This window comes from Dyella sp. 01L423 (genome assembly GCF_056399945.1).
The window spans coordinates 108034-131523 of record NZ_JBFTSI010000008.1 but is presented as its reverse complement, the minus strand read 5'-3'; the positions used below and the strand labels follow the sequence as shown (position 1 = coordinate 131523).

General features: G+C 64.1%; 15 protein-coding genes. 7 read left to right on the top strand and 8 right to left on the bottom strand.

Annotated elements, in window-relative coordinates; translation table 11 throughout:
* Positions 1-41: 41 nt before the first annotated feature.
* From AC1DMY_RS18885 to purH, 3 genes are all read left to right on the top strand, one after another.
* A complete protein-coding gene (locus AC1DMY_RS18885) occupies positions 42-827 on the top strand; it encodes a zinc-ribbon and DUF3426 domain-containing protein (RefSeq protein ID WP_477166403.1) in 786 nt (261 codons plus the stop codon).
* 292 nt (positions 828-1119) lie between these two features.
* Positions 1120-1407: a helix-turn-helix domain-containing protein gene (locus tag AC1DMY_RS18880; protein WP_046970233.1), complete on the top strand. Its 288-nt coding sequence runs from the start codon at positions 1120-1122 to the stop codon at positions 1405-1407.
* 135 nt (positions 1408-1542) lie between these two features.
* Positions 1543-3153 (top strand): bifunctional phosphoribosylaminoimidazolecarboxamide formyltransferase/IMP cyclohydrolase, encoded by a 1611-nt coding sequence (gene purH / locus AC1DMY_RS18875; protein WP_477166402.1) that lies wholly within the window; start codon positions 1543-1545, stop codon positions 3151-3153.
* Positions 3154-3983: 830 nt separating this feature from the next.
* Here the strand turns inward: purH and AC1DMY_RS18870 are convergent.
* A complete protein-coding gene (locus tag AC1DMY_RS18870; protein WP_477166401.1) occupies positions 3984-4991 on the bottom strand; it encodes a bile acid:sodium symporter family protein in 1008 nt (335 codons plus the stop codon).
* 95 nt (positions 4992-5086) lie between these two features.
* Here AC1DMY_RS18870 and AC1DMY_RS18865 point away from each other — a divergent pair, with 95 nt between their 5' ends.
* Positions 5087-5968 (top strand): LysR family transcriptional regulator, encoded by an 882-nt coding sequence (locus AC1DMY_RS18865; RefSeq protein ID WP_477166400.1) that lies wholly within the window; start codon positions 5087-5089, stop codon positions 5966-5968.
* A 205-nt stretch (positions 5969-6173) separates the two neighbouring features.
* Positions 6174-6884, top strand: coding sequence for a glutathione S-transferase (locus tag AC1DMY_RS18860; protein WP_477166399.1), 711 nt, complete (start codon positions 6174-6176; stop codon positions 6882-6884).
* Here the strand turns inward: AC1DMY_RS18860 and AC1DMY_RS18855 are convergent.
* Positions 6881-7312 (bottom strand): EamA family transporter, encoded by a 432-nt coding sequence (locus tag AC1DMY_RS18855; protein ID WP_204636712.1) that lies wholly within the window; start codon positions 7310-7312, stop codon positions 6881-6883. The two genes, AC1DMY_RS18860 and AC1DMY_RS18855, sit on opposite strands and share 4 nt — an antisense overlap.
* Before the next feature lie 30 nt (positions 7313-7342).
* Positions 7343-7876, bottom strand: a complete 534-nt coding sequence (locus AC1DMY_RS18850; protein WP_477166398.1) for a DUF2782 domain-containing protein — start codon at positions 7874-7876, stop codon at positions 7343-7345.
* Between the two features lie 142 nt (positions 7877-8018).
* Between AC1DMY_RS18850 and polA the strand changes: the two genes are divergently transcribed.
* Positions 8019-10802 (top strand): DNA polymerase I, encoded by a 2784-nt coding sequence (gene polA, locus AC1DMY_RS18845; RefSeq protein WP_477166397.1) that lies wholly within the window; start codon positions 8019-8021, stop codon positions 10800-10802.
* 456 nt (positions 10803-11258) lie between these two features.
* Positions 11259-12284, top strand: a complete 1026-nt coding sequence (locus AC1DMY_RS18840) for a LacI family DNA-binding transcriptional regulator (protein WP_477166472.1) — start codon at positions 11259-11261, stop codon at positions 12282-12284.
* A 91-nt stretch (positions 12285-12375) separates the two neighbouring features.
* On the opposite strand, the gene AC1DMY_RS18835 is transcribed toward AC1DMY_RS18840, so the two are convergent.
* The 5 genes from AC1DMY_RS18835 to AC1DMY_RS18815 all read right to left on the bottom strand — a co-directional run bounded on the left by AC1DMY_RS18835 (position 12376) and on the right by AC1DMY_RS18815 (position 23107).
* Positions 12376-13863: an MFS transporter gene (locus AC1DMY_RS18835; RefSeq protein WP_477166396.1), complete on the bottom strand. Its 1488-nt coding sequence runs from the start codon at positions 13861-13863 to the stop codon at positions 12376-12378.
* Complete coding sequence (locus tag AC1DMY_RS18830; protein WP_477166471.1) at positions 13860-15950, bottom strand: alpha-L-rhamnosidase-related protein; 2091 nt, start codon at positions 15948-15950, stop codon at positions 13860-13862. The genes AC1DMY_RS18835 and AC1DMY_RS18830 overlap by 4 nt, the downstream gene beginning before the upstream one ends.
* Before the next feature lie 110 nt (positions 15951-16060).
* On the bottom strand, positions 16061-18418 hold the full coding sequence (locus AC1DMY_RS18825) for a glycoside hydrolase family 31 protein (protein WP_477166395.1): 2358 nt from the start codon (positions 18416-18418) through the stop codon (positions 16061-16063).
* On the bottom strand, positions 18418-19992 hold the full coding sequence (locus AC1DMY_RS18820; protein WP_477166394.1) for an alpha-amylase family glycosyl hydrolase: 1575 nt from the start codon (positions 19990-19992) through the stop codon (positions 18418-18420). The genes AC1DMY_RS18825 and AC1DMY_RS18820 overlap by 1 nt, the downstream gene beginning before the upstream one ends.
* Positions 19993-20167: 175 nt before the next feature.
* Positions 20168-23107 carry a TonB-dependent receptor gene (locus AC1DMY_RS18815; protein ID WP_477166393.1) on the bottom strand — a complete coding sequence of 980 codons (2940 nt, stop codon included), beginning with the start codon at positions 23105-23107 and terminating at the stop codon, positions 20168-20170.
* Positions 23108-23490 lie beyond the last annotated feature (383 nt).

Here is a 23490-nt window from a genome sequence, read left to right as displayed (position 1 = left end):
CGGTGCACTAGGCTTGTTGTAATCCGGTCACCACGGTCCGCATGTACGCCCAATGTCCCGAATGCCTCACCGTGTTCTCGCTGAACACGGAAACGCTTGCGCAGGCGCGCGGCGAGGTCGTGTGCGGACATTGCCAGACCGTGTTCGATGCGCTGGCCAGCCTTAGCGATCAGCTGCCGCCGGAGCCGTTCGAACACCTGACCCCGCGCATGCCCGAGTCGCCGCCGCGGCTGGATCTTGCGGTCTATCGTCCGCCGGCCGAGCCAGTTGCCGTGGCCGAGGCGGCTGTCCCGCACGATGTGTTCGACGAATTCGCCCACCTGGTGGTGGCGCCTCGTTTCGCGCGCAAGCCGGAAAAAAAGCGCCGCTGGCCCTGGATCACCGCCAGCACCGTGCTGCTGCTGGCACTGGGCGCGCAGTTGGCCTGGGCCAAGCGCGATGCACTGATCAGCGACGACACGGTGGGCCCGCTGCTGCAGGAGACTTGCGCCACCATGGGTTGCCAGCTGCCACTGGTGCAGGACCTTGCGCGGCTGAGCCTGGTCGCCCGCGACGTGCAAGCCCATCCCTCCGTCCCGGGCGCGCTGCTGATCACCGCCAACGTCCACAACGACGCGTCCTTCGCACAGCCCTACCCGGTGGTGTCGATCACCCTTTCCGATGCGAACGGCAGCAAGCTCGCCATGCGACGGCTGCGTCCCGCGGAATACCTCGGCGACAATGCCACCTTGCAAAAAGGCATACCGCCGGATGGCAGCGCGGCCTTGATGCTTGAAGTGGAAGACCCAAGCGGCAAGGCCGTGGCATTCGAGTTCGATTTCGAATAGACGTCCATTTGATGGTGCGCCATGGCGCACCCGGCACGGCCCTGAGCCAGTTCGCTGGAGCCACGCAGGCACATCTCGTGCCACCAATGCAAGTGAATGTCCATAGGACATTTTGGTTGCGTGATCTAAATGCGGTCCCGCCAAACGGGTACTTAAAATTCTCGGCACGCGAGGGTACACTCGCTCCTTCGTCTTGTGCTGCACCCGGCGTTCCATGCGAGCCGCCGCCAGCGGTATTTGCCATAAACACTGCAGCGGCCCACGTAGTCGCTGCGTTAGAACGTGAGGGGAAATGCCCGTGAACGCCGTACGACTGCCTGCCAGCGAGTCTCCGAAAGAGACGTCGTCGCAGAGCGCCTTGAGCGAATGCGTCAGCCGCACCGTGCGCCGCTATCTTGCCGATATCGGCGATACGGAATGCGACGAGGGTCTGCACGCACTAGTGATCCGCGAAGTCGAAGGCCCCCTCCTGCGCGAAGTGCTGGCCTGGCACGACGGCAACCAGAGCCGCGCCGCTGCCGTGCTCGGCATCAATCGCGCCACGCTGCGCAAGAAATTGGCCGCACACGGCCTGCTGTAACACTGCTGCGTCAGGCGCACCGCCGCCGGCGCGCATCCCCTTGCATTTAGCCATCCAACTGGGGCGTCGACCGCTTTCGGGCGGCCTGTGCTCCAGATGGCTATAATGTCTGGCTTCCCCGACCTGGAAGCCGTCATGCCTGCCTCTGCCGTATCCCCCATTCGCCGCGCGCTGCTGAGCGTGTCCGATAAGACCGGACTGATCGCGCTGGGCCAGCGCCTGCACCAGGCCGGCGTGGAGCTGCTTTCCACCGGCGGCAGCGCCAAGGCATTGCGCGAGGCAGGCATCCCGGTCAAGGACGTCAGCGACGTCACCGGCTTCCCCGAAATCATGGATGGCCGCGTCAAGACGCTGCACCCCAAGGTGCACGGCGGCCTGCTCGGTCGCCGCGGCACCGACGATGCCGTGATGTCCGAACTGGGCATCGCGCCGATCGATCTGCTGGTGCTCAATCTCTATCCGTTCGAGCAGACCGTGGCGCGCGCGGATTGCACGCTGGAAGATGCCATCGAGAACATCGACATCGGCGGCCCGGCAATGCTGCGTTCGGCCGCCAAGAACTGGAACGACGTGGGCGTGCTCACTTCGCCCGACCAGTACGACGAGGCGCTCGCGGAAATCGAAGCACACGGTGGCCTCACGCGCGCCACGCGCTTCAAGCTGGCCGTCGCCGCGTTCAATCGCGTATCCAACTACGACGGCGCGATCAGCGATTATCTCTCTGCGCTCAAGCTCAACGAAGATTACGACGCCATCGCCGGCCATGAGGCATTCCCCGCGCAGGCCAACGGTCGCTTCGTGAAGATGATGGATCTGCGCTACGGCGAGAATCCGCACCAGCAGGCCGCGTTCTACCGCGATCTGTATCCCGCGCCGGGCACGCTGGCCACATTCCGCCAGCTGCAGGGCAAGGAGTTGTCGTTCAACAACATCGCCGATTCCGATGCCGCCTGGGAATGCGTACGTAGTTTCACCAAGCCGGCCTGCGTAATCGTCAAGCACGCCAATCCCTGCGGCGTGGCGGTGAGCCTGGATGGCATCGGTCGCGCTTATGACCTGGCTTACCAGACCGACCCCACCTCGGCGTTCGGCGGCATCATCGCCTTCAATCGCGTGGTGGATGCAGCCACCGCCAAGGCCATCGTGGACCGTCAGTTCGTGGAAGTGGTGCTGGCGCCCGGCTACGAAGACGCAGCCCTGAAGGCGTTCGCCAAGAAGACCAACGTGCGCGTACTGGAAATCCCGCCGCCGGCCGACGGCGACCTGACCAAAGCGCACCCGGGCAATGATTCCCGCCGCGTGGGTTCAGGCCTGCTGATCCAGACCGCCGACCGCGCCACGGTCAAGGCCGAGGATCTGAAGATCGTCACCAAGCGCGCCCCCACGCCCAGCGAGATCGACGATCTGATCTTCGCGTGGAAGGTGGCCAAGTACGTCAAGAGCAACGCCATCGTCTACGCCAAGAACCGCCAGACCATCGGCGTGGGCGCGGGTCAGATGAGCCGCGTTTACAGCGCCAAGATCGCCGGCATCAAGGCGGCCGACGAGAAGCTGGAGGTGGCGGGTTCGGTGATGGCATCGGACGCTTTCTTCCCGTTCCGCGACGGTATCGATGCGGCGGCGGCGGCGGGCATCCAGGCGGTGATTCAGCCGGGTGGTTCGATGCGCGATGCGGAAGTCATCGCTGCTGCCGACGAGCACGGCATGGCGATGGTGTTCACGGGCATCCGCCACTTCAGGCATTGAGTGGTTGCCTGATTATTGGTTTGAAAAAGGGGCGCCGAAAGGCGCCTCTTTTTTTGCTCCTGCGCTTCCGCGACCTGGCTCGCTTGCCGCGGGCTGGTGCCCTCCAGGTGCGCTGGCGGGTTCCGGGGGCCTGTACATCCCATCGCTGCGGTCGCGCACAAGGTGCGCTCCTACAAGGGGGACGCAGGCCTGTGGATGGTGGATCAACGTGCCGCTCGGCTCTTTGTGGGAGCGCACCCTGTGCGCGACAAACCTACGGAGCGGTACACCGCAGCGTGGCTGTCGCGCACAGGGTGCGCTCCCACAGACAAGCCGGCGCGGCAGGCGGATGGAGCGATGCCTAAAGCCGATGCGCAGCGAGGCAACGCTTTAAGCTCTCTTCGCCGTGGCGCGTTGCGGTGTAGCCCAATCGCCTGTTGGACGATCGCCACGCTTCCAACCCCCTCGAGCGACAGACGATCGTATCCAACACGACGCTACGAGCCCTTAGCTCTTTTAGGCCATACTCTTTGGGTTACTTTTCTCTTACTCCGGGCATCCTGCCCTCCGCCCTTCGGGCCGGCTTCGCCGTTCGCATGCGCTCCTGCGCATGCATGGGCCAGCAAGAGAAAGTGACTCGAGCGGCGGCAGCCGTTCGAAACGCCCGCCGCGTAGGCGGCACCCTGGCGTCAACGCGACGATCGCAGCGCAAAGTCACTGGATGGCGAGCTTCGCTGTTGAAAAGCGCCTCCGGCCTACGCCGGGATGACGATCAAAAGCTGGATGACCAGCCCTTCGGCTGTTAAAAAGCGCCTGGGACCTGCGCCGGGATGACGAGTTGAAAGCAGCCCTCAGCGAGCCGCCTCCACGCCCCCACCAGTCTCAAGCCGACGCCCCTCCACCCTCTCCGCATACTTCTTCGCCAACACCGCACACGTCATCAACTGAATCTGATGAAACAACATGATCGGCAACACGATCGTGCCCAGCGGATGACCGGCAAACAACACCTTCGCCATCGGCACGCCACTGGCGAGACTCTTCTTCGAGCCGCAGAACACGATGGTGATTTCATCCTCGCGCTTGAAGCCCAATGCGCGTGCGCCATAGCGGGTAACGATCAGCGCCACGGCAAGCAGCACCGCATTCACCACCAGCAGGCCACCCAGCACCGGTAACGGGATCTGCTTCCACAGGCCCTGCAACACCGCCGCACTGAAAGCCGTATAGACCACCAGCAGGATCGAACCCTGGTCGACGAAGGAGAGCAGCGCGCGATTTCGTTCCACCCAGCTGCCGATCCAGCGTTGCGCAACCTGTCCGGCCACGAACGGCACCAGCAACTGCAGCACGATGGCGCCGATGGCATCCCAGTTCATGCCGCCCTGCCCGTGCGATTCCAGCATCACGCCCACCAGCAGCGGCGTGATGAAGATGCCGAGCATGCTCGAGGCGGAGGCGGAACAGATGGCTGCCGGCACATTGCCCCGCGCCATCGAGGTGAAGGCAATGGACGACTGCACGGTCGAGGGCAGCGTGCACAGGAACAGCACGCCGAGGTAGAGCGAGGGCGTCACCAGCGGCGACAGCACCGGGCGCAGCAACAGCCCCAATACCGGAAACAGCACGAACGTGCTGGCGAGCACGGTGAGGTGCAAGCGCCAGTGGGTCATGCCGGCCACCACGGCCTCGCGCGAGAGCTTGGCGCCGTGCAGGAAGAACAGCAGGGCGATGGCCAGGTCCGTCAGCACGTTGAACACGCTCGCCGTGGTGCCGCGGCAGGGCAGCAGGCTGGCCAGCGCCACGGTGACGATCAGGGCGCAGGTAAAGCGGTCGGGCAGGAGGCGACGCAGGGACATGGCCGTGGCACGCGCAATCAGGGAATGCCCCTATTGGACCGCCAGCCCATTGATTAATCAAATCGTTTTATCTGATCTACTGATACAGTATTGGTATGAATATCAGCCTGCGCCAGCTTCGAGCCTTCCTTGCCGTGGCCCGGCAGCAGCATTTCCGGCGGGCGGCGGAGAGCCTGCACCTGAGTCAGCCGGCGGTGAGCCGCTATATCGCGGACCTGGAAGCGGAGCTGGGCATCCGCCTGTTTGACCGCACCACCCGCGAAGTGCTGCCCACCGAGGCGGGCCGCTACCTGGAAAGTGCGATCGGGCGCGTGCTGGACGAACTGGAAGGCGTGCTCTCGCACGTACATTCGGAAAGCGAGCGCAAGCGCGGCAAGGTGCATGTGGCCTCGGTACCCACTTTGTCCGCGGGCCTGATGCCACGCTGCATCGCCGACTGTGCCGCGCGCTATCCCCAACTCACCATCCAGCTGCACGACCAGGCGCAAACCATGGTGCTGGATAGCGTGCGCGGCGGCGAGGTGGATTTCGGCGTAGCCATCGATCCTCCACTCACCGGCGAATTCGACAGCGAACGCCTGCTGCGCGATCCGTTTGTGCTGGTGTGCCGGCCCGATCATCCGCTCGCGCAGCTGGAACGCGTGCCCTGGCGCAAGTTGCAGGGACAGCCGCTGATCCTGCTCGACTATTCGTCCGGCAGCCGCCGCCTGATCGACCACGCGCTGGCGAGCCGTGGTATCGAGGCCAACATCGTGCAGCAGACCGGGCACACGTTCACCACCTTTCGCATGGTGGAAGCCGGGCTCGGCATCAGCGTGAGTCCTGCGCTGGCGCCACCGCCGCCCACCCTGGTGACGCGACCGCTGACGCCGCAGGAAAGTCGCGAGGTGGTGTTGATCAAGCGCCGGCAGCGGTCGTTGTCGCCGTTGGCGGCGCTGGTGTGGGAGCAGCTGCGCGAGCTGACGCGGACGATGTAACCACTCTTCCTTGTGGGAGCGCACCCTGTGCGCGACTGGCGCCTCAGGTGAGAACCGATCGTTCCAGCGTCATGCAGGCCTGTCGCGCACAGGGTGCGCTCCCACAGTGAGGGGATGGAACAGTGAGGATCGAAGCGATGCCGTGATCACGCTTCGTTGAATACCTACTGCCTAGCCTCGCCAGCTTCTCACCAGGACTCTCGTCATGCGCTACAAGCTCTACTACTGGAGCGGCATCCAGGGACGCGGCGAATTCGTGCGGCTCGCGCTGGAAGATGCCGGTGCCGGCTACGACGATGTCGCGCGCGAGCAAGGCGACCAGATCATGATGCCGTTTCTGCAAGGCAAACATCCGGGTGTCCTTCCGTTCGCGCCGCCCTTCCTGCGCGCGGGCAAGGAGGTGATTGCGCAGGTCGCCAATGTCCTCGCCTACCTAGGGCCGCGTCATGGGCTGGTGCCTGCGTCCGAACCGGCGCAGCGCTATGCGATGCAACTGCAGCAGACCGTGACCGATATCGTCGCCGAAGTGCACGACACGCATCATCCGATTTCCGGTGACCTGTACTACGAGCAGCAGCGCAGCGAGGCGCGCCAACGTTCCAACGCGTTCTGCGAAGCACGCATCCCGAAATTCCTTGGTTATTTCGAGCAAGTGCTCGACCGTGGCGATGGGCGGCACGCGATTGGGCGCCGCCACTCGTACGTGGATCTGTCGCTGTTCCAGCTGATGTCAGGACTGGACTATGCGTTTCCCAATGCGATGAAGTCGACCCGTCGCCGCACGACCAAGCTGCGCGCACTGCAGGAGCGTGTAGCGGAGCGCCCTAACGTCGCGGTCTATCTCGCCTCGGAGCGGCGCATCGCATTCAACGAAGACGGCATCTTCCGCCACTACCCGGAGCTGGATGAGCGCTAGAACACCGCGATGATGATTGCGCCGAGCACGATCAGCCCGCCGCCGATCGCCAGCGACCAGCTCAGCTGCTCGCCCAGCAATAGCACGCCCAGCACGATGGCGATGGCCACGCTCAATTTGTCGATCGGCGCGACGCGGCTCACCGGGCCTAGCTGCAGCGCGCGGTAATAGCAAAGCCAGGAGAGTCCCGTGGCGATGCCCGACAGCACCAGGAAGACCCAGCTGCTGGCGGGGAGCCCCGTGGGGCGTGCCCATTCATTGCGCAGGCTGAGAATACCGGCCGTGACCAGCAGGATCACGATGGTGCGGATGAAGGTGGCGAGGTTGGAGTTGATGCCCGCCACGCCCAGCTTGCCGAACAGCGCCGTCAGTGCGGCGAAGAACGCCGAACCCAGCGCGAACAGCAACCAGCTCTCGCGCAGGTTCATACAGCCCTCGCTGATGGCCGCCGCACGGACTTACTGGCCGCCGTTGTCCTGGTCTTCCGCGGACTTGCTCTTGCCCCACTCCATGACCTTGTACATCACCGGCTTCACCGGGTCGCCCGCCTGATTGGACCAGGCACCCTTCTGGTCGACCATATAGGTCTGCGGGATGCCGCTCTTGGGCGTCACCACCACCATGTAGACCTGGCCGCTGCGGCTGTATTCCTGGATGGTCTGGTCGCCCTGGGTGACCACCTTGACCTGCGGCGGAGCATTGCCGTTTGCGTCGCGTGGCTGCGCGTCGGAGGTGGCCGGGGAGGAAGTCTCCGGTGCGCTCAGCGTGGCTTCCGTGTCCGCGGAGACATTGCCCGATGCCGGTTTCTTGGTGGCGGCGGACTTGGGCGCGGGGGCTGCCTTGGGCGCCGGCGGCGGAGGCGTAGCCTTCACACCCGGATCGTCCATGCCCGGCGGCGGCGGGGCCGGCGGAAACTGGCTGGCGGACGACTGGGCAAGCGCATTGGACGCGATGGCCACACCAAGAACGGCAAGCAGAGCGACGGGTTTCATGATGATGGCCTCCTGTGGAGCGTGGAGCATATCAGCGCAGAACGTCGCGGCTCGTGAAGTGTCGCGGAAGGACCAGAACGGCGGTGGGTCGCGCCTGAACGCACAGCCGTGCAGTCCGGTGCACGCGTGCGACAATTGCGGCATGGCCAAGCTCATCCTGATCGACGGTTCCTCCTACCTCTACCGCGCCTTCCATGCGCTCCCACCGCTCACCAATTCGCAGGGCGAGCCCACCGGCGCGCTGTTTGGCGTGGTGAACATGCTGCGCGCCACGCTCAAGGCGAAGCCCGACTACGTGGCCTTCGTCAGCGACGCGCCGGGTCCCACCTTCCGCAACCAGCTGTACGACCAGTACAAGGCCAATCGCCCGCCGATGCCGGACGATTTGCGCGCGCAGGTGGACCCGATGCTCGCCATCGTCGGCGCGCTGGGGTTTCCGATTCTGCGCGTGGCCGGCGTGGAAGCGGACGACGTGATCGGCACGCTGACCGAGCAGGCGCATGCGCAAGGCATCGAGGTGGAGATTTCCACCGGTGACAAGGACCTCGCGCAGCTGGTGCGCCCTGGCGTCACCCTGGTCAACACCATGACCAACACCACCACCGACAGCGCGGGCGTGATGGACAAGTTCGGCGTCCAGCCATCGCAGATCGTGGATTTTCTTTCGCTCACCGGCGACACCGTGGACAACGTGCCGGGCGTGCCCAAGTGCGGCCCCAAGACCGCGGCGAAATGGCTGGCCGAATACGGCACCCTGGACAACCTCATTGCCAACGCCGACAAGGTCGGCGGCAAGATCGGTGAGAGCCTGCGCGCCGCGCTGCCGCAGTTGCCGCTGTCGCGCGACCTGGTGACGATCAAGCTCGACGTCCCACTGGATGAGTCGGTGTCGCAGCTGACCTTCCGCGATCGCCATGACGATGCCTTGCGTGAGCTGTACATCCGCTATGAGTTCAAGGCGGCGCTGAAAGACATGGACGCCGAAAGCGCCGCCTCTCCTGTGGGAGCGCACCCTGTGCGCGACACGGGCGGAGCGGTCTCCGGAAATCTTGCCGGCACAGCCGGTCGCGCACAGGGTGCGCTCCCACAAGAGCACGAACACGCGGCGAATCTGGCGATGGCCGGCCAATACGAACTCGTCACCACGCAGGCGCAGTTCGAGAACTGGCTGGCGAAGATCGCCACGGCGCCGCTGGTGTCGTTCGATACCGAAACCACCTCGATCGATTCGATGCAGGCCGATATCGTGGGCCTGAGCCTGTCGGTGGAGCCGGGCCATGCCTGTTATGTGCCGCTGGCGCACGACTATCCCGGCGCGCCTACGCAGCTATCGCGCGAGCAGGTGCTCGCCACGCTCAAGCCGTTCTTCGAGGACGCATCGCGTCCCAAGATGGGCCAGCACGCCAAGTACGACATCAATATCCTGTCGAACTACGGCATCCATCTGCGCGGTCTGAAGCACGATTCCATGCTGGAGTCGTATATCTGGAACGCCACGGCCACGCGTCACGACATGGATTCGCTGGCGCGCAAGTACCTGGGCGTGGAGACGATCAAGTACGAACAGGTCGCCGGCAAGGGCGCCAAGCAGATTTCGTTCTCGCAGGTGGATCTGGACACCGCGTGTCGCTACGCCGCCGAAGATGCCGACATCACGCTGCGCCTGCACCATGCGCTGTGGCCGAAGCTGGAAAGCGAGCCGTCGCTGCGTTCGGTCTATGAGAACATCGAGATACCGCTGATTCCCGTGCTCGCCTCGATGGAACAGCGCGGCGTGTTGATCGACGTCAACGAGCTGCGCATGCAGAGCCAGCAGCTCGGCAAACGCATGCTGGAACTGCAGCAGGAAGCCTGGAAAGGCGCGGGGCACGAGTTCAACCTCGATTCGCCCAAGCAATTGCAGGCCGTGCTGTTCGACGAGCTTGGGCTGTCGGCGAAGGTGAAGACACCGACTGGCCAGCCGTCCACCAACGAGGAGGCGCTGGCGGCCATTGCGGACGATCACGCGCTGCCGCGTTTGATCCTCGACTATCGCGGACTTGCCAAGCTGCGTTCGACGTATACGGACAAGCTAGCGGAGATGGTCAACCCGCGCACCGGGCGCGTGCACACCAGTTATCACCAGGGTTCGGTGGCGACGGGGCGTGTGTCTTCGTCCGATCCCAATCTTCAGAACATCCCGATCCGCACCGAGGAAGGCCGCCGCATCCGCCAGGCCTTCGTGGCGCCGCCGGGCTGGGTGGTGCTGGCGGCCGACTACTCGCAGATCGAGCTGCGCATCATGGCGCACTTGTCCGGCGACGAAGGCCTGGTCAAGGCGTTCAAGGAAGGCGGCGATGTGCATCGCGCCACTGCCGCCGAAGTGTTCGGGCTCAAGCCGGAAGAAGTGAGCGCCAACCAGCGCCGCGCCGCCAAGGCGATCAACTTCGGCCTGATGTACGGCATGAGCGCATTTGGCCTCGCCCGCCAGCTGGGCGTGGATCGCGGCGAAGCCAGCGACTATATGGCGCGCTATTTCGCGCGCTATCCGGGCGTGCATGCCTTCATGGAAGCGACCCGCCAGCAAGCGCATCGCGATGGCTACGTGGAAACGCTGTTCGGCCGCCGCCTGTATCTGGAAAACCTGCAGTCTCGCAATCAGGCGCTGCGTGCCGGCGCCGAACGCGCGGCGGTGAATGCACCCATGCAGGGCACCGCGGCGGATATCATCAAGCGCGCCATGCTCACCGTGCACGACTGGCTGCAACCCCGTGACGACGCGCACATGCTGATGCAGGTGCACGATGAACTGGTCTTCGAGGTGCGCCAGGATGTGGTCGAGGAAGTGCGTGCCGGCGTGGTCGCGCGCATGTCGGGGGCGGCGGAGCTTTCCGTGCCGTTGCTGGTCGAGGCAGGCGTGGGCAAGAACTGGGATGAGGCGCATTGAGGCTGAGATTGGGTGCTCCGGCACCCTCTTCCTCTACCTGTGGGAGCGCACCCTGTGCGCGACAGCGGCGCTGAAGGTCTCCTCTCCGATCGGTCGTCGCGCACAGGGTGCGCTCCCACAGTCTGCGCCGTTGCTTGGCGCTCGAAATGTTCGATTTTCGTCAAATGAACGCCCCCTAACCAAAACCGATTGCCGCAGTGCAACTTTCGCCGTCTGGCGCGTTCTTATATTCCGGGTGCACGCAACGGCATCCGCGGGCTCGCCACCTCCCTGGACGAGCCCAAACGGTAAAGCGAACCTCTCCCCTGGGTTTCGCTTTCCACCCCGGCCCCGAGGATTCCCCCCTAATCCTCGGGGCTTTTTCTTGCCCGTCGCCCGGTCAGACACATGAAAGGACAGCGAGCACACAAGCCGCTAGGATCTGCGCACTGACTCAAGAGTCACCGCTGCGTGCAGATCAAGGGAAAAGTCACCTCATTCGATATCGCCCACCTGGCCGGGGTCTCCCAGTCCACGGTGTCGCGCGCGTTGCGCGGCAGTCCGCTGGTCAACGAGGAGACGCGCCGGCGCATCCAGGCCGCGGTCGATGAGCTGAACTACAAGGTCGACAAGAACGCCTCGGGCCTGCGCGCCAAGCACACCGGCACGCTGGCCCTGCTGCTGTTCGAGGACCCGACCGCCGACGAATCCCACATCAATCCGTTCTTTCTTTCGATGCTGGGCTCGATCACGCGCGCCAGCGCCCAGCGAGGCTACGACCTGCTGATCTCGTTCCAGCAGTTTTCGCGCGACTGGCACGCCGATTACGCGGACAGCATGAAGGCCGACGGCATCATCCTGCTCGGCTACGGCGATTACCTGGCCACCCGCGACAAGCTGCAGAAGCTGGTGGACCAGGGCACCCGCTGCGTGCGATGGGGCGCGGTGCTGCCCGATCAGCCGGATGTCTCGGTGGGCTGCGACAACCTCAGCGGCGGACGCGAGGTCACCGCGCACCTGCTCGAACAAGGCTGCCGCCGCATCGCCTTCCTGGGTGACGCCTCCAGCCACTACCCCGAATTCTTTGACCGCTATCGCGGCTATGCGCGCGCGCTGAGCGACGTGGGACTGCACGTGGAGCCACTGCTGCAGGTGAACGCCGAGAGCACCGAGCGTTCCGGCTACGACGCGCTGGAAACGCTGCTGGCACGGGGCGTGAGCTTCGATGCGGTGTTCGCCGCCAGCGACCTGATTGCCTTCGGCGCCATGCGCGCCCTCGCCGACCACGGCTTGCGCGTGCCGGATGATGTGGCGCTGGCGGGATTCGACGATATTCCGATGGCAAGCTTTGTCAGTCCGCCGCTGACCACGGTACTGCAGGACACCAAGCTCGCCGGTGAGATCCTGGTCGACAATTTGCTCGCGCTGATTCGAGGCGAGCCGGCGCAAAGCGGGATGTTGCCGGCGAAGTTGATCGTGCGCAAATCCAGCCTCAAGCGCTGAAATCAAGCGTGACCTGTGGGAGCGCACCCTGTGCGCGACGCCCCATCGAAGAGGCGACCCTCAGCTCCGCGAACGCGCACAGGGTGCGCTCCTACAACGCCTCTACCGCGTCCAATCGCGTCGACGGCTCGGCCACCCGCAACGTGCACAGCCCCGCGATCAGCAGGCTCGCGCCGCCCATCGCCAGCGCCCAGATCGCCTGCCCATGGAAGAACAGCCGCAGCAGCAGGCCCAAGACGCTGGCCGCCATCAGCTGCGGGATCACGATGAAGAAATTGAAGATGCCCATATAGACGCCCATCTTCGACGCCGGCAGGTTGTCCGACAGCAGCGCGTACGGCAGCGACAGGATCGAGGCCCACGCAAAACCCACGCCCACCATCGACAGCAAAAGCCACTGCGGATCGCGGATCACCAGGATCGACAGCAGGCCTGCACCGCCCAAGGCGCAGTTGACCAGATGACTGATGCGTAGGCCCCAGCGCCGCACCATCCACGGAATCGCCGCAGCAGCCACGGCCGCGAAGGCGTTGTACGCGGCAAACAACACGCCCACCCAGTTGGCGCCTTCGTTATAGGCGGCCGAATGAACATCGGTGGTGCCGTAATGCACCGAGGTCACCGCTGCCGTGGTGTATATCCACAAAGCGAACAGCGCGAACCAGGAGAAGAACTGCACCACGGCGAGACGACGCATGGTTTCGGGCATGCCGTAGAGATCGCCCATCACCTGCTTCAACATGCCGCTGCTGCGCGTGATGGACAGCCATGAAAACAGGGCGCCGAACAGCACCAGGCCGCCCGCCAGCAGATACAGCTCTTTCTCCAGCACGTAGTGGCGGATCGCGACCAGCAGCGCGGCGCCCGCGATGATCAGCAGCACGCCAAATCGCCATGCGCCTGATGCGTTTGTCACGGTGGTCTCTACCTGGCCGTCGGAGAACGCTTCCAACTCACCCGGCGGATATTCGCGCGTGGTGAGCACCGTCCACAGCACCGAGCCCAGCAACACCACGCCGCCCAGATAGAACGCGTATTTCACCGTGTCGGGAATGGCGCCCTCGCCTGCGACATTGCTCACGCCAAGCTTGGCCAGCAACCATGGCAGCAACGAGGCCACCACCGAGCCCACGCCGATGAAGAAGCTCTGCATCGCATAGCCCACGGGGCGTTGGCGCGGCGGCAGCTGGTCGCCTACGAAGGCGCGGAACGGCTCCATCGAAATATTGATCGAGGCGTCCATGATCCACAGCAACCCTGCCGCCACCCACAGCATGGGCGAGTTGGGCATGCACAGCAGCGCCAGCGTGGTGAGCACGGCACCGATCAGGAAGTACGGACGACGCCGACCCAGCTTCGTCCAAGTGCGATCGGACAGATAACCGATGATCGGCTGCACCAGCAAACCCGAGAACGGCGCGGCGATCCACAGCGCCGGGATATCGCCGACATCCGCGCCCAGCGTCTGGAAGATGCGGCTGACGTTCGCGTTCTGCAGGGCAAACCCAAACTGGATGCCCAGGAAACCGAAGCACATGTTCCAGATCTGCCAGAACGACAGCTCGGGCTTGCGCGTCATGGCTTGGCTATGACCGGCGACGGCGACACCAGCATGGCCTCGACCTTGGCATCGTTCACCGGGCCGGTCGCCCCGCCCTGCTCGCCGGTGTAGTGCGCGTTGTGGCGCAAGTCACTCATGTTGAATCCCTGGTCCAGTCGGTAGCGGCAAAGCGCGCCCGCGCGTGCCATGAACGTGGCCGTGGTGGAGCGCTGCGTGCCCACACTATGCGGCATCACCACTGGTACGCGCTGTGGCGCTGCACCATCGCACGATACGTCCAGCAGCTTCACGGCAGCGGTGACGCCGGTGTTGATCGGCCCGTGATCGTTCACATAGTCGAGCGAGACGCTGAACGAGCCGTCCCTGGGTGCCTTCCATTGCCACGGGCCCGGCCCGGCCAGGCGCGATTCCTCGCCCTTGCAGGTCGCCATGCTTGGCAAGGATTCCAGACCATGTTCATCGATGCGCGTGAGTTGGAAGCACTGGCGCGTATCACCCTTGGGCAGCGTGAGGCTGCCGCCGATCGGGCCCGCGCGATGGCCGTCCAGATACAAGATGCCCTTGCCCCGGAAGGCGACCTGCCAGCGATTGCCGTTTTCGGTGACCACGGGCGCGTCCGGCATCTCCGCAGCAAACAGCGGTGCATCGGTGCGCAACGGCTTTGCGCCGGAATGAATCGCCTTCAGCTGCACCGTGGTTTCGTCGCCTTCGCGATGCTGCGATTGCGCCACCAGCAGATCGCCGTCGAGCTTGGCCGGGCGTAGCAGAGTGATGCGCTCACCGGCGAGATCAAGCGTGATTTTCTGGTTGCCGCCAAACAGCGGCGCCACCCACGACGCAGGCAGCTTCGGTTCGACGCGTCCGTCGTCACCAAGACCGAACACGCCGCTGATCACCATGTCGAGATAACCCGCCACGGACCACAGCTGGCGCGGCGAATTGACCACCGGACCGCTGAGCTTGCCTTCGTCGACATGCACGGCCTGGGAGACCAGCTCGTAGTTCTCCATATTGGACGAGGCGAGCGCGGCACCACGCAGGATCGAATCCATCTCGTGCGCGATGCGCGTCGAGTCATTCACCGTGCGGGCGGCACGCAGCGCATAGGCGCTCACGAACGGCCAGATCGCGCGGTTGTGATAGACCGGCTGATCCTTGCGCTCCGGCCAGATCACCGGGCTGCCCGCCTGCCCGGCCGGATAGCTGGCCAGCGATTGCCTGGCCCTGGCCGTATCGGCCACGCCGCTGGTCACTGCCAGTGCGATGCCGAGCAAGTCATAGCTGTCGACCGGCATGGCTTCCGGGCCGATATAGCTCATGTACATGCCACGATCGGCGCGCCAGAAGTGCGCGTTGATGGCCTGCTTCAGTGCAGCTGCCTGGGCCCGATAGTCCTTGGCCGAAGCATCTTGCTGCTGATCCGCGAGCTGCGCTGCGAGCTGCAATGCCTGGTAGTGCAGCACATTGGTGGACAGCGCGAACGACTCGCCGATATAGCGCACGTCCTTCTCTGTCCACGCGGGGTAGGTCTGCTCGCGCCAGTCGAGGAAGGAGGTCTCGCCGCGATAGAGGCCCAGCGTGCTGTCGAATACGTAGAGGCGGTCCTGCGCCAAGGTGTCCTTCAGAGCCTCCCGGGTGTCCTTCGCAAACGCCGGGTCGCCGAGCAAGTGACGCGCGCCCAGGAACCACACCACGCGATCGGTGCTGATCGGCCAGCTGCCGCCCGAACCGGTGTCCTGCATCACGTACAGGCCTTGCGTAGCCGACGGCTCGCGCACATCGGACAACTTGAAGCGCAGCGACTCGCGTGCCCGATCCGCATCGATGCGCCATAGTGCCAGATCGATCGAGTACGAGACGTCGCGTGTCCACACGTACGGCCACTTCTCGCCCGTGGCGTAGCAACGGCAGGGGATTTCCTTGCCGTGGTCGTAAGCGCCATCCTTGATCGCCGATACGGCATCGTGGCTGAGGTCGTCCTGGGCCATCGCGAACAGGCCATCGAACAGGGGGCTTGCCGTGTGCACAGACAGCTTCTGCGCGGTGATCGCGCGGTCGCCCGATGAGGCGTGCAACACAAAGCTGCCATCCGCCTGCGCGCTCATGCCTGCCCTGCGACCGTTCCACTGGATGTCGTCGTTTGCACCGATGACACTGGCCTGTGCGCTGCCCGCCAGCAGCAACGCACACGCGAACGCCAGCTTCCTGCGCGCGATCACCGCGTCACCGCCGCGGTATCGATATGGATGTCACGCGCTGTGGTTTTCTGCAGCAGCTTCACGTACGTCACCTCTCCGAATCGATCATGCCCGCGCGCCCATCCTTCCGACGTAGACGCGCGCAAGGCGTCGATGCTACCCAGATCCGGCAGCGGCTTGCCATGGTCCTTCACCGCGCTGCCCACGTCGCCATGGATCGCCAGCACATAGTCGTGCAAGGCTGGGCGGAAACCTTCGACCGCCGCTGCCGTATTGAACGCCACACCCGTCCCGTCGAGCTGCACCGAGAGCGTCTGCAGGAAATAGGCGCCCTTTTCATAAGCGTAGGTCTCGCCGTCGTCGTCGTAGAGGTCAAACCTGGTCAACTCAGCGGACGGAAACACATCTACGTCCAGCGTCGTCACCGGGTGTTGCCCCACGAAATCCAGCACAGGCTGCCGCGGGATGATGGCGCCTTCGCGCACGAACAAGGGAATGTCACTCCAGTGGTCCGCATCGACGTTGAGCGTGATCTCGCGATCGCCTTCATAGGCCTTGCCGTCAAACCAGTTGATCCAGCGACCGTGTGGCAATTGGAGATGTTTCACCGCCTGGCCTTGATCGACGATGGGCGACACCAGCAGGAACTCGCCGAACATCCACGCATCAATTCGGTCGCGTTGCGCCGTGTCGTTCGGATAGGCGAACTGCAGCGGGCGCACCAGGCCGACACCGTATGCATGTGCAAAATGTTCGTAGCTGTAGATATACGGAATCAACGAATAACGCAGACGGATCGCGTCCGTCGCGGCCTTTTCGGCGATCGGCCCGTATACCCAGGGCTGACGCTTCTGGCCGAAGTCGGCGTGAACGCGGAAAACCGGCGTGAACGCGCCAAACTGGAGCCAGCGCGCGTAGTTCTCTGGCGTGGGCATGGGCGCCTTGAAACCGCCGCCATCCATGCCCCAGTGCATCGCGCCCACGTCGAATGCGGCGAGCATGCGCTGGCGCTGCGCGGCCATGCTGGCGAAACCGCTCTGGATGTCGCCCGACCACACGCCATAGGCGTAGCGCTGCGAGCCGAGATAGAAGTTGCGGTTGATCGACCACACCCGCTGGTCGCTGATGCTGCGCTGGCCGTCGTACAAGGTGCGCTGCATGTTGAGGAACTGGGTGTCGACGCCGCTGTCGTCCGCCTCGTCGTTCCACCAGCCCGCGATGCCGGTGGCGAAGGAATGCTTGAGCGCGTCATTGAAGAACCACGCACGCACTTCGGGCTTGTCGAAATCCACGTCGCGCACCGGCTTGTGCGAGAAGTAGTCGGGTGCCTGCTTCGACTGCGCCAGCCAGTAGCCATGCTCGGTGGCCTCGCGGCCTTCCACGGTATCCACATGCACGCGCGGCTTCATGATGCCGGTCATGTGCATGCCGCGCTGATCCATCTGCTGCTTGAGCGTACCGTCGGGACCGCCGGGGAATTTGTCGGGATTCCAGCGGAATTCGCCCATCTCCTCGCCCCACGCCTTCCAGTCGAAGTCGAAGGTGAAGTTGTCGATGGGAATGTGCTTGGCACGATAGGTATCGACCAGGCTTAGCGCCTCCTTCTGGTCGATGCCCCACTGGCTGTTGGTGAAGCCCATCGCCCACTTGGGGAACATGGGCGAGGCGCCGCTGATGTCGCGCAATTGTCCGAAAAGATCGGCCGGTGACCCCACGAACAGGTAGAGCGTCCGCACGACGTTTGGCGTGGCCTGAACGCGGATATCCGTCGCCGAAAGATCGAAACGCGCGGGTTCGGCGTCCGCCAGCACGCCGTAGCCCGCCGTGCTCCATACGAAAGGAGCCCCCGTGTGGCCCTGGTTGCCGGCCGTGGCAACCTGCTTGCCCTGGCGCAAAAGGTCGCCGGCTTTTGCATCGAACGCGTTGAGGCCGCCGATGCCGTACTGCGGATCGCCCTTGGCGTGGCGAACGGTCCAGCGACCCTCGAACGCCTGGGAAAGGTCGACCTCCATCAGCTGGCGCTCAGAGGGATCATCCACGCGCAACGAATGGCTGGCTGGATTCCAGCGGACAACGAGCCCGCTGGAACGCATGACTTGATCGTCGCCCTGCGTGTAGCGGCCCACATCCACCGGCCCGAAATGGGCTTGCTCGTCGATGACGGGCGTGGCGGGCTCCTGCGTGCCTTCCACCCGCAGCTGGATGGTCTGCGTCTCCAGCAGACGCAGCTCAATCTTGCCCCTGGGCAGGAGCAACTCCATGCGATCGGCACTGGCGTCGTTGTGCGACCTTGCCACCACCGGTGGGGTGGTCGCCGCTGTCGCCACGCACGTCATGGCTGAAAGCAGCGCAAGCGCGAGCAGGGTCCTGCGCATCAGCGGATCACCACGGTGCCATAAGCGGGAAGCTTGAGGCTGCGGTTGTCCAGCGAGGCCTGGGTCTTGGTAGTCATCAGCACGGCGGCGTCCTTGGGCAGGAGATCCCCCTTAGGTTTCCACACTGCGCTCTTGCCGGAAAGGTTATGCACCACCAGCAGCTTCTGCTTGCCGTCGTTGCGCCAGTAGGCGACCACGTTGGGCAGGCCGGTGGCGACTACGGTCAGGTCGCCGTCGCGCAGCGCGCCGTTCTGGGCGCGCCAGCCGATCAGGGTGCGGTAGGTGTTGTACAGCGAGCTGGCATCGTCCTGCTCGGCCTGCACGGATACGGCCTGCCCCTGGTTCACGCTGGAGGGCTTCCAGCGCGACTCGCCCGGGCCTGCCTCACGCGTCCAGCGCATCGGCTCGCGCAGGTTCTCGTCGGGCTTCTTGCCTTCCATGCCCAGCTCTTCGCCGTAATAGATATACGGGCGGCCCGGCAGGGTCAGCAGCATCGCGGCGGCCATGCGCATATGGTCGACATTGCCGTTGAGCCGGCTCATCACGCGTTCCTGGTCATGGTTGGACAGGAAGGTGGAGTCGATGTGCGGCGTGTCACCCGCCACCTTGTACGCGTCGTAGGTGGCCTTGAGCAGATTGTCCAGCTGGCCCGCACGCTCGCTCTTGGCGCTCACGATCAGCTGCTCGGCCAGCGGAAAGTCGAAGATCGAACCCAGCGGCTTGAGGTAGGGCGCGAGTTCTTTCGGCGAGGTGGCGCTGACTTCGCCCACCAGAGTTACGTTCGGGTTCGTCTTGGCCAGCGCATCGTGGTACTCGGTCCACCACCCGACATTCTTCTCCAAGGCCTTTTCGCTGTGCACGTCCGACTTGAAGTCGACGTAGATGTGCTTGGCGGCATCGAGGCGGAAGCCATCCACGCCCTTGCCCAGCCAGTACTGGCCCACGTTGATCATCTCCGCGCGCACGGCCGGATTGTCGTAGTTGAGGTCGGGCATATGGCCGCCGAACACACCGATGTACCAGCCGTCGTTGCCGGCGTGCCAGATCGGCGTATCGGTGGCGCTGATGGCCTTGAGGTCGGGCTGTTTGGACGTCCAGCTATACCAGTCTCGATGCGCGCCATCGGGCTTCTGCGCGTCGACAAACCACGGATGTTCCTTGGCGGTGTGGTTGATCACCATGTCCATGGTCACGGCGATGCCGCGCTTGTGCGCTTCGGCGACGAGATGCTCCATGTCAGCCGCCGTGCCGTATTGCGGATTGATGCCGTAGTAATCGGTGATGTCGTAGCCGTGATAGCTGGGCGAGCTATTGATCGGCATCAGCCAGATGCCGCTGATGCCCAGCGACTTGAGGTAATCGAGCTTGGCGGTGACGCCGTTGAGATCGCCGATGCCGTCGCCGTTGGTGTCGTACCAGGCGCGCACGAAGATTTCGTAGTAGACGCCGGACGATGGCTGAGTATTGGAAACAGATGGCGGCGTTGCGTCGGCTGCGCGTACGCTCATCGGCGCGGCGCCGAGCGCCAGAGAGAGGGCAAGCGCAAGAGAACTGAACAGGCGATTCCGGGACATGCTGAGCTCCATTCGAAGGCGGCTGGCCATCGACGGAACGGTACACCGGAACGCAGACATCGCATCGGACCGGAAACCGCTACGCCGGGCCTCGCGGTGTGTTTGCCATGCATGACGCGGCATGGCCCCAAAAAGCATCGCGCCGGCCTCTTTCGAGACCGGCGCGATTCGTGGCTTACAGCTTGAACTCGACGCCGAGGTAGCTGGTGCGTCCGAAGTACTGGATCGTACCGGTCTGCTGCGGGTTGCCGCCGAAGTACGTACGCGTCGGCTGGTTGGTCAGGTTGAGCATCTGGTACACCACCTTGAACTGCTGGGTGATGTCGTACGAGGCCTGGAAGTCGTACACCGTCTCGGCCGCAAAGGTCACCAGCTGGTTGTTGACCGCCATCTGCGTGTCGGACAGGAACGAGGAGCGGTAGTTGCCCGAGACACGTGCCGAGAACGGACCGTAGTCGTAGAACAACGCTGCACTGGCCACGCGACGCGACAGGCCCGGCAGGCCGACGTAGGTGGTCGGGCCACCGAGGTTGGTCGGGTTGTGCACGGTGCTGGAGGTCAGCGCGAAGTTCGCCTGCACGCCCAGGCCAGCCCAGATGCCGGGCAGGAAGTGCGTCTTCGAACCGGACAGTTCCAGACCGCGGACCAGGCCGCCATTGGCGTTGTACGCCGTCTGGTATTCGCCGTTGAGGTACTGCTTGCCGGTGGTCGGATCGATCGGCACCGGAATGCCGGCCGCGGCGAAGTCGTAGTTGTTGTACGTCACGTCCTGCACGAACGACTTGATGTCCTTGAAGAACACGCCGGCAGTGAGCAGGCCGGTCGAATCGTCGAAGTAATGTTCGTAGTCGAGGTCGTACTGGGTGGCGCGCAGCGGATCGAGCAGCGGGCTGGTGCCGCCCCACACGTTGTACTGGCCGTTGGAGACCCACGAACCCGAACCGGCAAGCATCTTGTCGATCGGCGGACGCGACAGCACCTTGGCTGCCGAGAAGCGCATCATGTCGTCGTCGGTCAAGTGATAGATCAGGTTCAGCGACGGCAGGTAATCGGTATACGTCTTGCCGACGGTGAGCGGCGCGTAGTCCGAACTGGTGTTGCCGTTGCCGTCGGTGATCGGAATGCCCGCACCGTTGCCGACCTGCTGCAGACCCGTGCTGTACTGCGACTGGTGCGACACGCGGATGCCGACGTTGCCGCTCAGCTCGTGGCCAAACACATCCTGCGCATCGATGTCCGCCTGCAGGAAGATATCGCGCGTCTTCTCGGCCACTTCGCCGCTCTGCACATACGTCCAGCTCTGGTCGGTGATGTTCTTGACCGGGTTGGCCGTGATGCCGTGGGACGCAAGAATCGCCGGACCGTTGAGCGTCAGGAAGCAGGGGAAACCGGCGAACTTGCCCTTCCAGCAGGTGACCTTGGCCGCGCTGGACGGAATGCTCAGCGGCGGCTGGCCCGGCACCGGCGAGGTGTTCCACTCCGAACCGTAGACGTAGGCTTCGCGATCGGCGTTATACGTGTGGTTGTTCAAGTACACGCCCGCTTCCAGCGCGGACAGCCACGAGCTGTTGGGCATGTCGTACTTCACGCTGGTGCGGAAGGCCTTCATCTTGTCGTGATAGATGTACGGATAGACGCCGTAACGCGACAAGCCCATGTCGTTGACGTTGGTGTACAAGCCCGGATTGCCGAACTGCGCCGAGCCGATCTGCTGGCCCTTCAGCTGGAAGTTCATGGACTGCGCCATCAGCTGCGGGTTCGCCGTGCCCAGGCCCGAGTACGGATCGGCCGTGGTGTCGACGTTGATCTCGTTGCTGGTCGCGCGCGACATCGACACGTCGGCATCGATATGCCAGTTGTCGTGGTCCCACTTCGCGTTCAGGCCACCGGAGAAGATGCTGGTGGTGGTGCTGTAGTTGTCGGCGGTGGTCTCGTTGGAGAACTGGTTGCCGTACGGATTGCCGGTGCGCGGATCCACGCCGGTGGTCGGGTTGCTCGACACCGAGCCGCCAATCAGCGTGCCCAGCGAGCTCCACGTCGGATTGGTGATCTGCGTGTTGTTGCCGTAGAAGTTCTGCGAGCGGAAGCCGTAACCGAACGACTCGTTCTTGAACTTGGAGTAGAAACCGTCGCCGGTGATCTTCAGCTCGTCGGTCGGCTTCCACACGATGGTGGCGATTTCGCCGGTACGGCGCTCTTCACCGCCGTTCTGCTGCAGCTGGATGCCTTCCGGCAGGTAGCCCGTCGCGGCGCCCGGCTGCGAGTTGATCGAGTACTTCGAACCATCCGAGGCTTCGCCCACGAACTGCTCGGCCACGTGCGGCTGGTACATCTGCGCCACGCCCAGGCCGACGCCCAGCGTGTTGTCGAGGAACTTGCCCTGGTAGGCCGCGCTCAGGCGGTAACCCAAGGCGTTGGCGCCGCTCACGTCATGCGCCTGGCCGTCGTAGCTGCCGCGCGCATCGATGTTGAGGTTCTGGTCCTTCGGCGCCTGCAGCGGGTCAGCCGTCTGCAGCGCAATGGTGCCGCCCACGCCGCCGGTGACCAGGGAGGCCTGCGAGGACTTGTACACCGTGGCCATGTTGATCAGCTCCGACGGGTACTGGTCGAAGTTGATGTAGTTGCTGCCGCTGGTGGACGGCTGCTCGCGACCATCAAGCGTGGTCTGGATGAAGTTGCCCGAGAGGCCGCGGATATTGATCTGCGAGGCCTGGCCGGCAATGCGCTCGGCGGACACGCCCGGCAAGCGGGTCAGCGCATCGGCGATGGACTGGTCAGGCAGGCCGCCGATGTCGGCGGAGGTGATGACGTTGGTGATCGTGTCCGAATAGCGCTGGTAGTCGATCGACTTTTCCATGCTCTGGTTGTAGCCCGTCACCGTGATGGTGGAGAGGCTCTTGGCCAGCTGCTGGTCCTGCGTCTGCTTGGGCTGATCGTCCTTCTTGGCGTTCGGATCGCTCTGCTGGGCAGAGTTGTCCTGGGCGCCAGTGGCCCCGTTGGCGACGGCGGTGCCGGTCGCGTTAGCGCCCGCATCCGCCGGCATCGCATGAATACTTGCCGTCAAACAAAGACCGGACGCCAGCGCCAGGGCCAGCACATTACGTTTCAGTTCCACCGTCTTCCCCTCCCACGGGTTTGCACTTCATCTTTGGTTTTGTAGTTGCCGCAGTCGCCCCCACAGGCGCTGCGGGCTACGCGCCAGTGCAAGCCGAGAAATCTTCGGAGGGCCCCGTCGCGTGGCGGCCATGGTAGGGCTGCAAAAAACCCCGAACAGGCCTATGCATACGTATTCATGACCCGGTTTTTTTGTGCACCTTTGACAAAATTCTAATGGGTGCGTGTCTCACGCCCGTTGTCTGCGTACGGTTTGCCGCGACCCGGCGCGGCGCTCGGAAAACGTATGACGGCGCGGTTTGCCGTACCTCGGCGCACATCGCCGGGCGCAAGTTTTCCGACCAGGGAACGAATCTTTTTGCCACCTGCTGCATCGCAATATCC

Excerpts from the sequence above, each read along its gene's own strand:
- AC1DMY_RS18860 (WP_477166399.1), top strand. The coding sequence starts at position 6,174 with ATGCGCTACAAGCTCTACTACTGGAGCGGCATCCAGGGACGCGGCGAA.
- AC1DMY_RS18825 (WP_477166395.1), bottom strand. The coding sequence starts at position 18,418 with ATGCGCAGGACCCTGCTCGCGCTTGCGCTGCTTTCAGCCATGACGTGC.
- AC1DMY_RS18850 (WP_477166398.1), bottom strand. The coding sequence starts at position 7,876 with ATGAAACCCGTCGCTCTGCTTGCCGTTCTTGGTGTGGCCATCGCGTCC.
- AC1DMY_RS18830 (WP_477166471.1), bottom strand. The coding sequence starts at position 15,950 with ATGAGCGCGCAGGCGGATGGCAGCTTTGTGTTGCACGCCTCATCGGGC.
- AC1DMY_RS18855 (WP_204636712.1), bottom strand. The coding sequence starts at position 7,312 with ATGAACCTGCGCGAGAGCTGGTTGCTGTTCGCGCTGGGTTCGGCGTTC.
- AC1DMY_RS18885 (WP_477166403.1), top strand. The coding sequence starts at position 42 with ATGTACGCCCAATGTCCCGAATGCCTCACCGTGTTCTCGCTGAACACG.
- AC1DMY_RS18880 (WP_046970233.1), top strand. The coding sequence starts at position 1,120 with ATGCCCGTGAACGCCGTACGACTGCCTGCCAGCGAGTCTCCGAAAGAG.
- purH (WP_477166402.1), top strand. The coding sequence starts at position 1,543 with ATGCCTGCCTCTGCCGTATCCCCCATTCGCCGCGCGCTGCTGAGCGTG.
- AC1DMY_RS18870 (WP_477166401.1), bottom strand. The coding sequence starts at position 4,991 with ATGTCCCTGCGTCGCCTCCTGCCCGACCGCTTTACCTGCGCCCTGATC.
- AC1DMY_RS18865 (WP_477166400.1), top strand. The coding sequence starts at position 5,087 with ATGAATATCAGCCTGCGCCAGCTTCGAGCCTTCCTTGCCGTGGCCCGG.
- AC1DMY_RS18835 (WP_477166396.1), bottom strand. The coding sequence starts at position 13,863 with ATGACGCGCAAGCCCGAGCTGTCGTTCTGGCAGATCTGGAACATGTGC.
- AC1DMY_RS18820 (WP_477166394.1), bottom strand. The coding sequence starts at position 19,992 with ATGTCCCGGAATCGCCTGTTCAGTTCTCTTGCGCTTGCCCTCTCTCTG.
- polA (WP_477166397.1), top strand. The coding sequence starts at position 8,019 with ATGGCCAAGCTCATCCTGATCGACGGTTCCTCCTACCTCTACCGCGCC.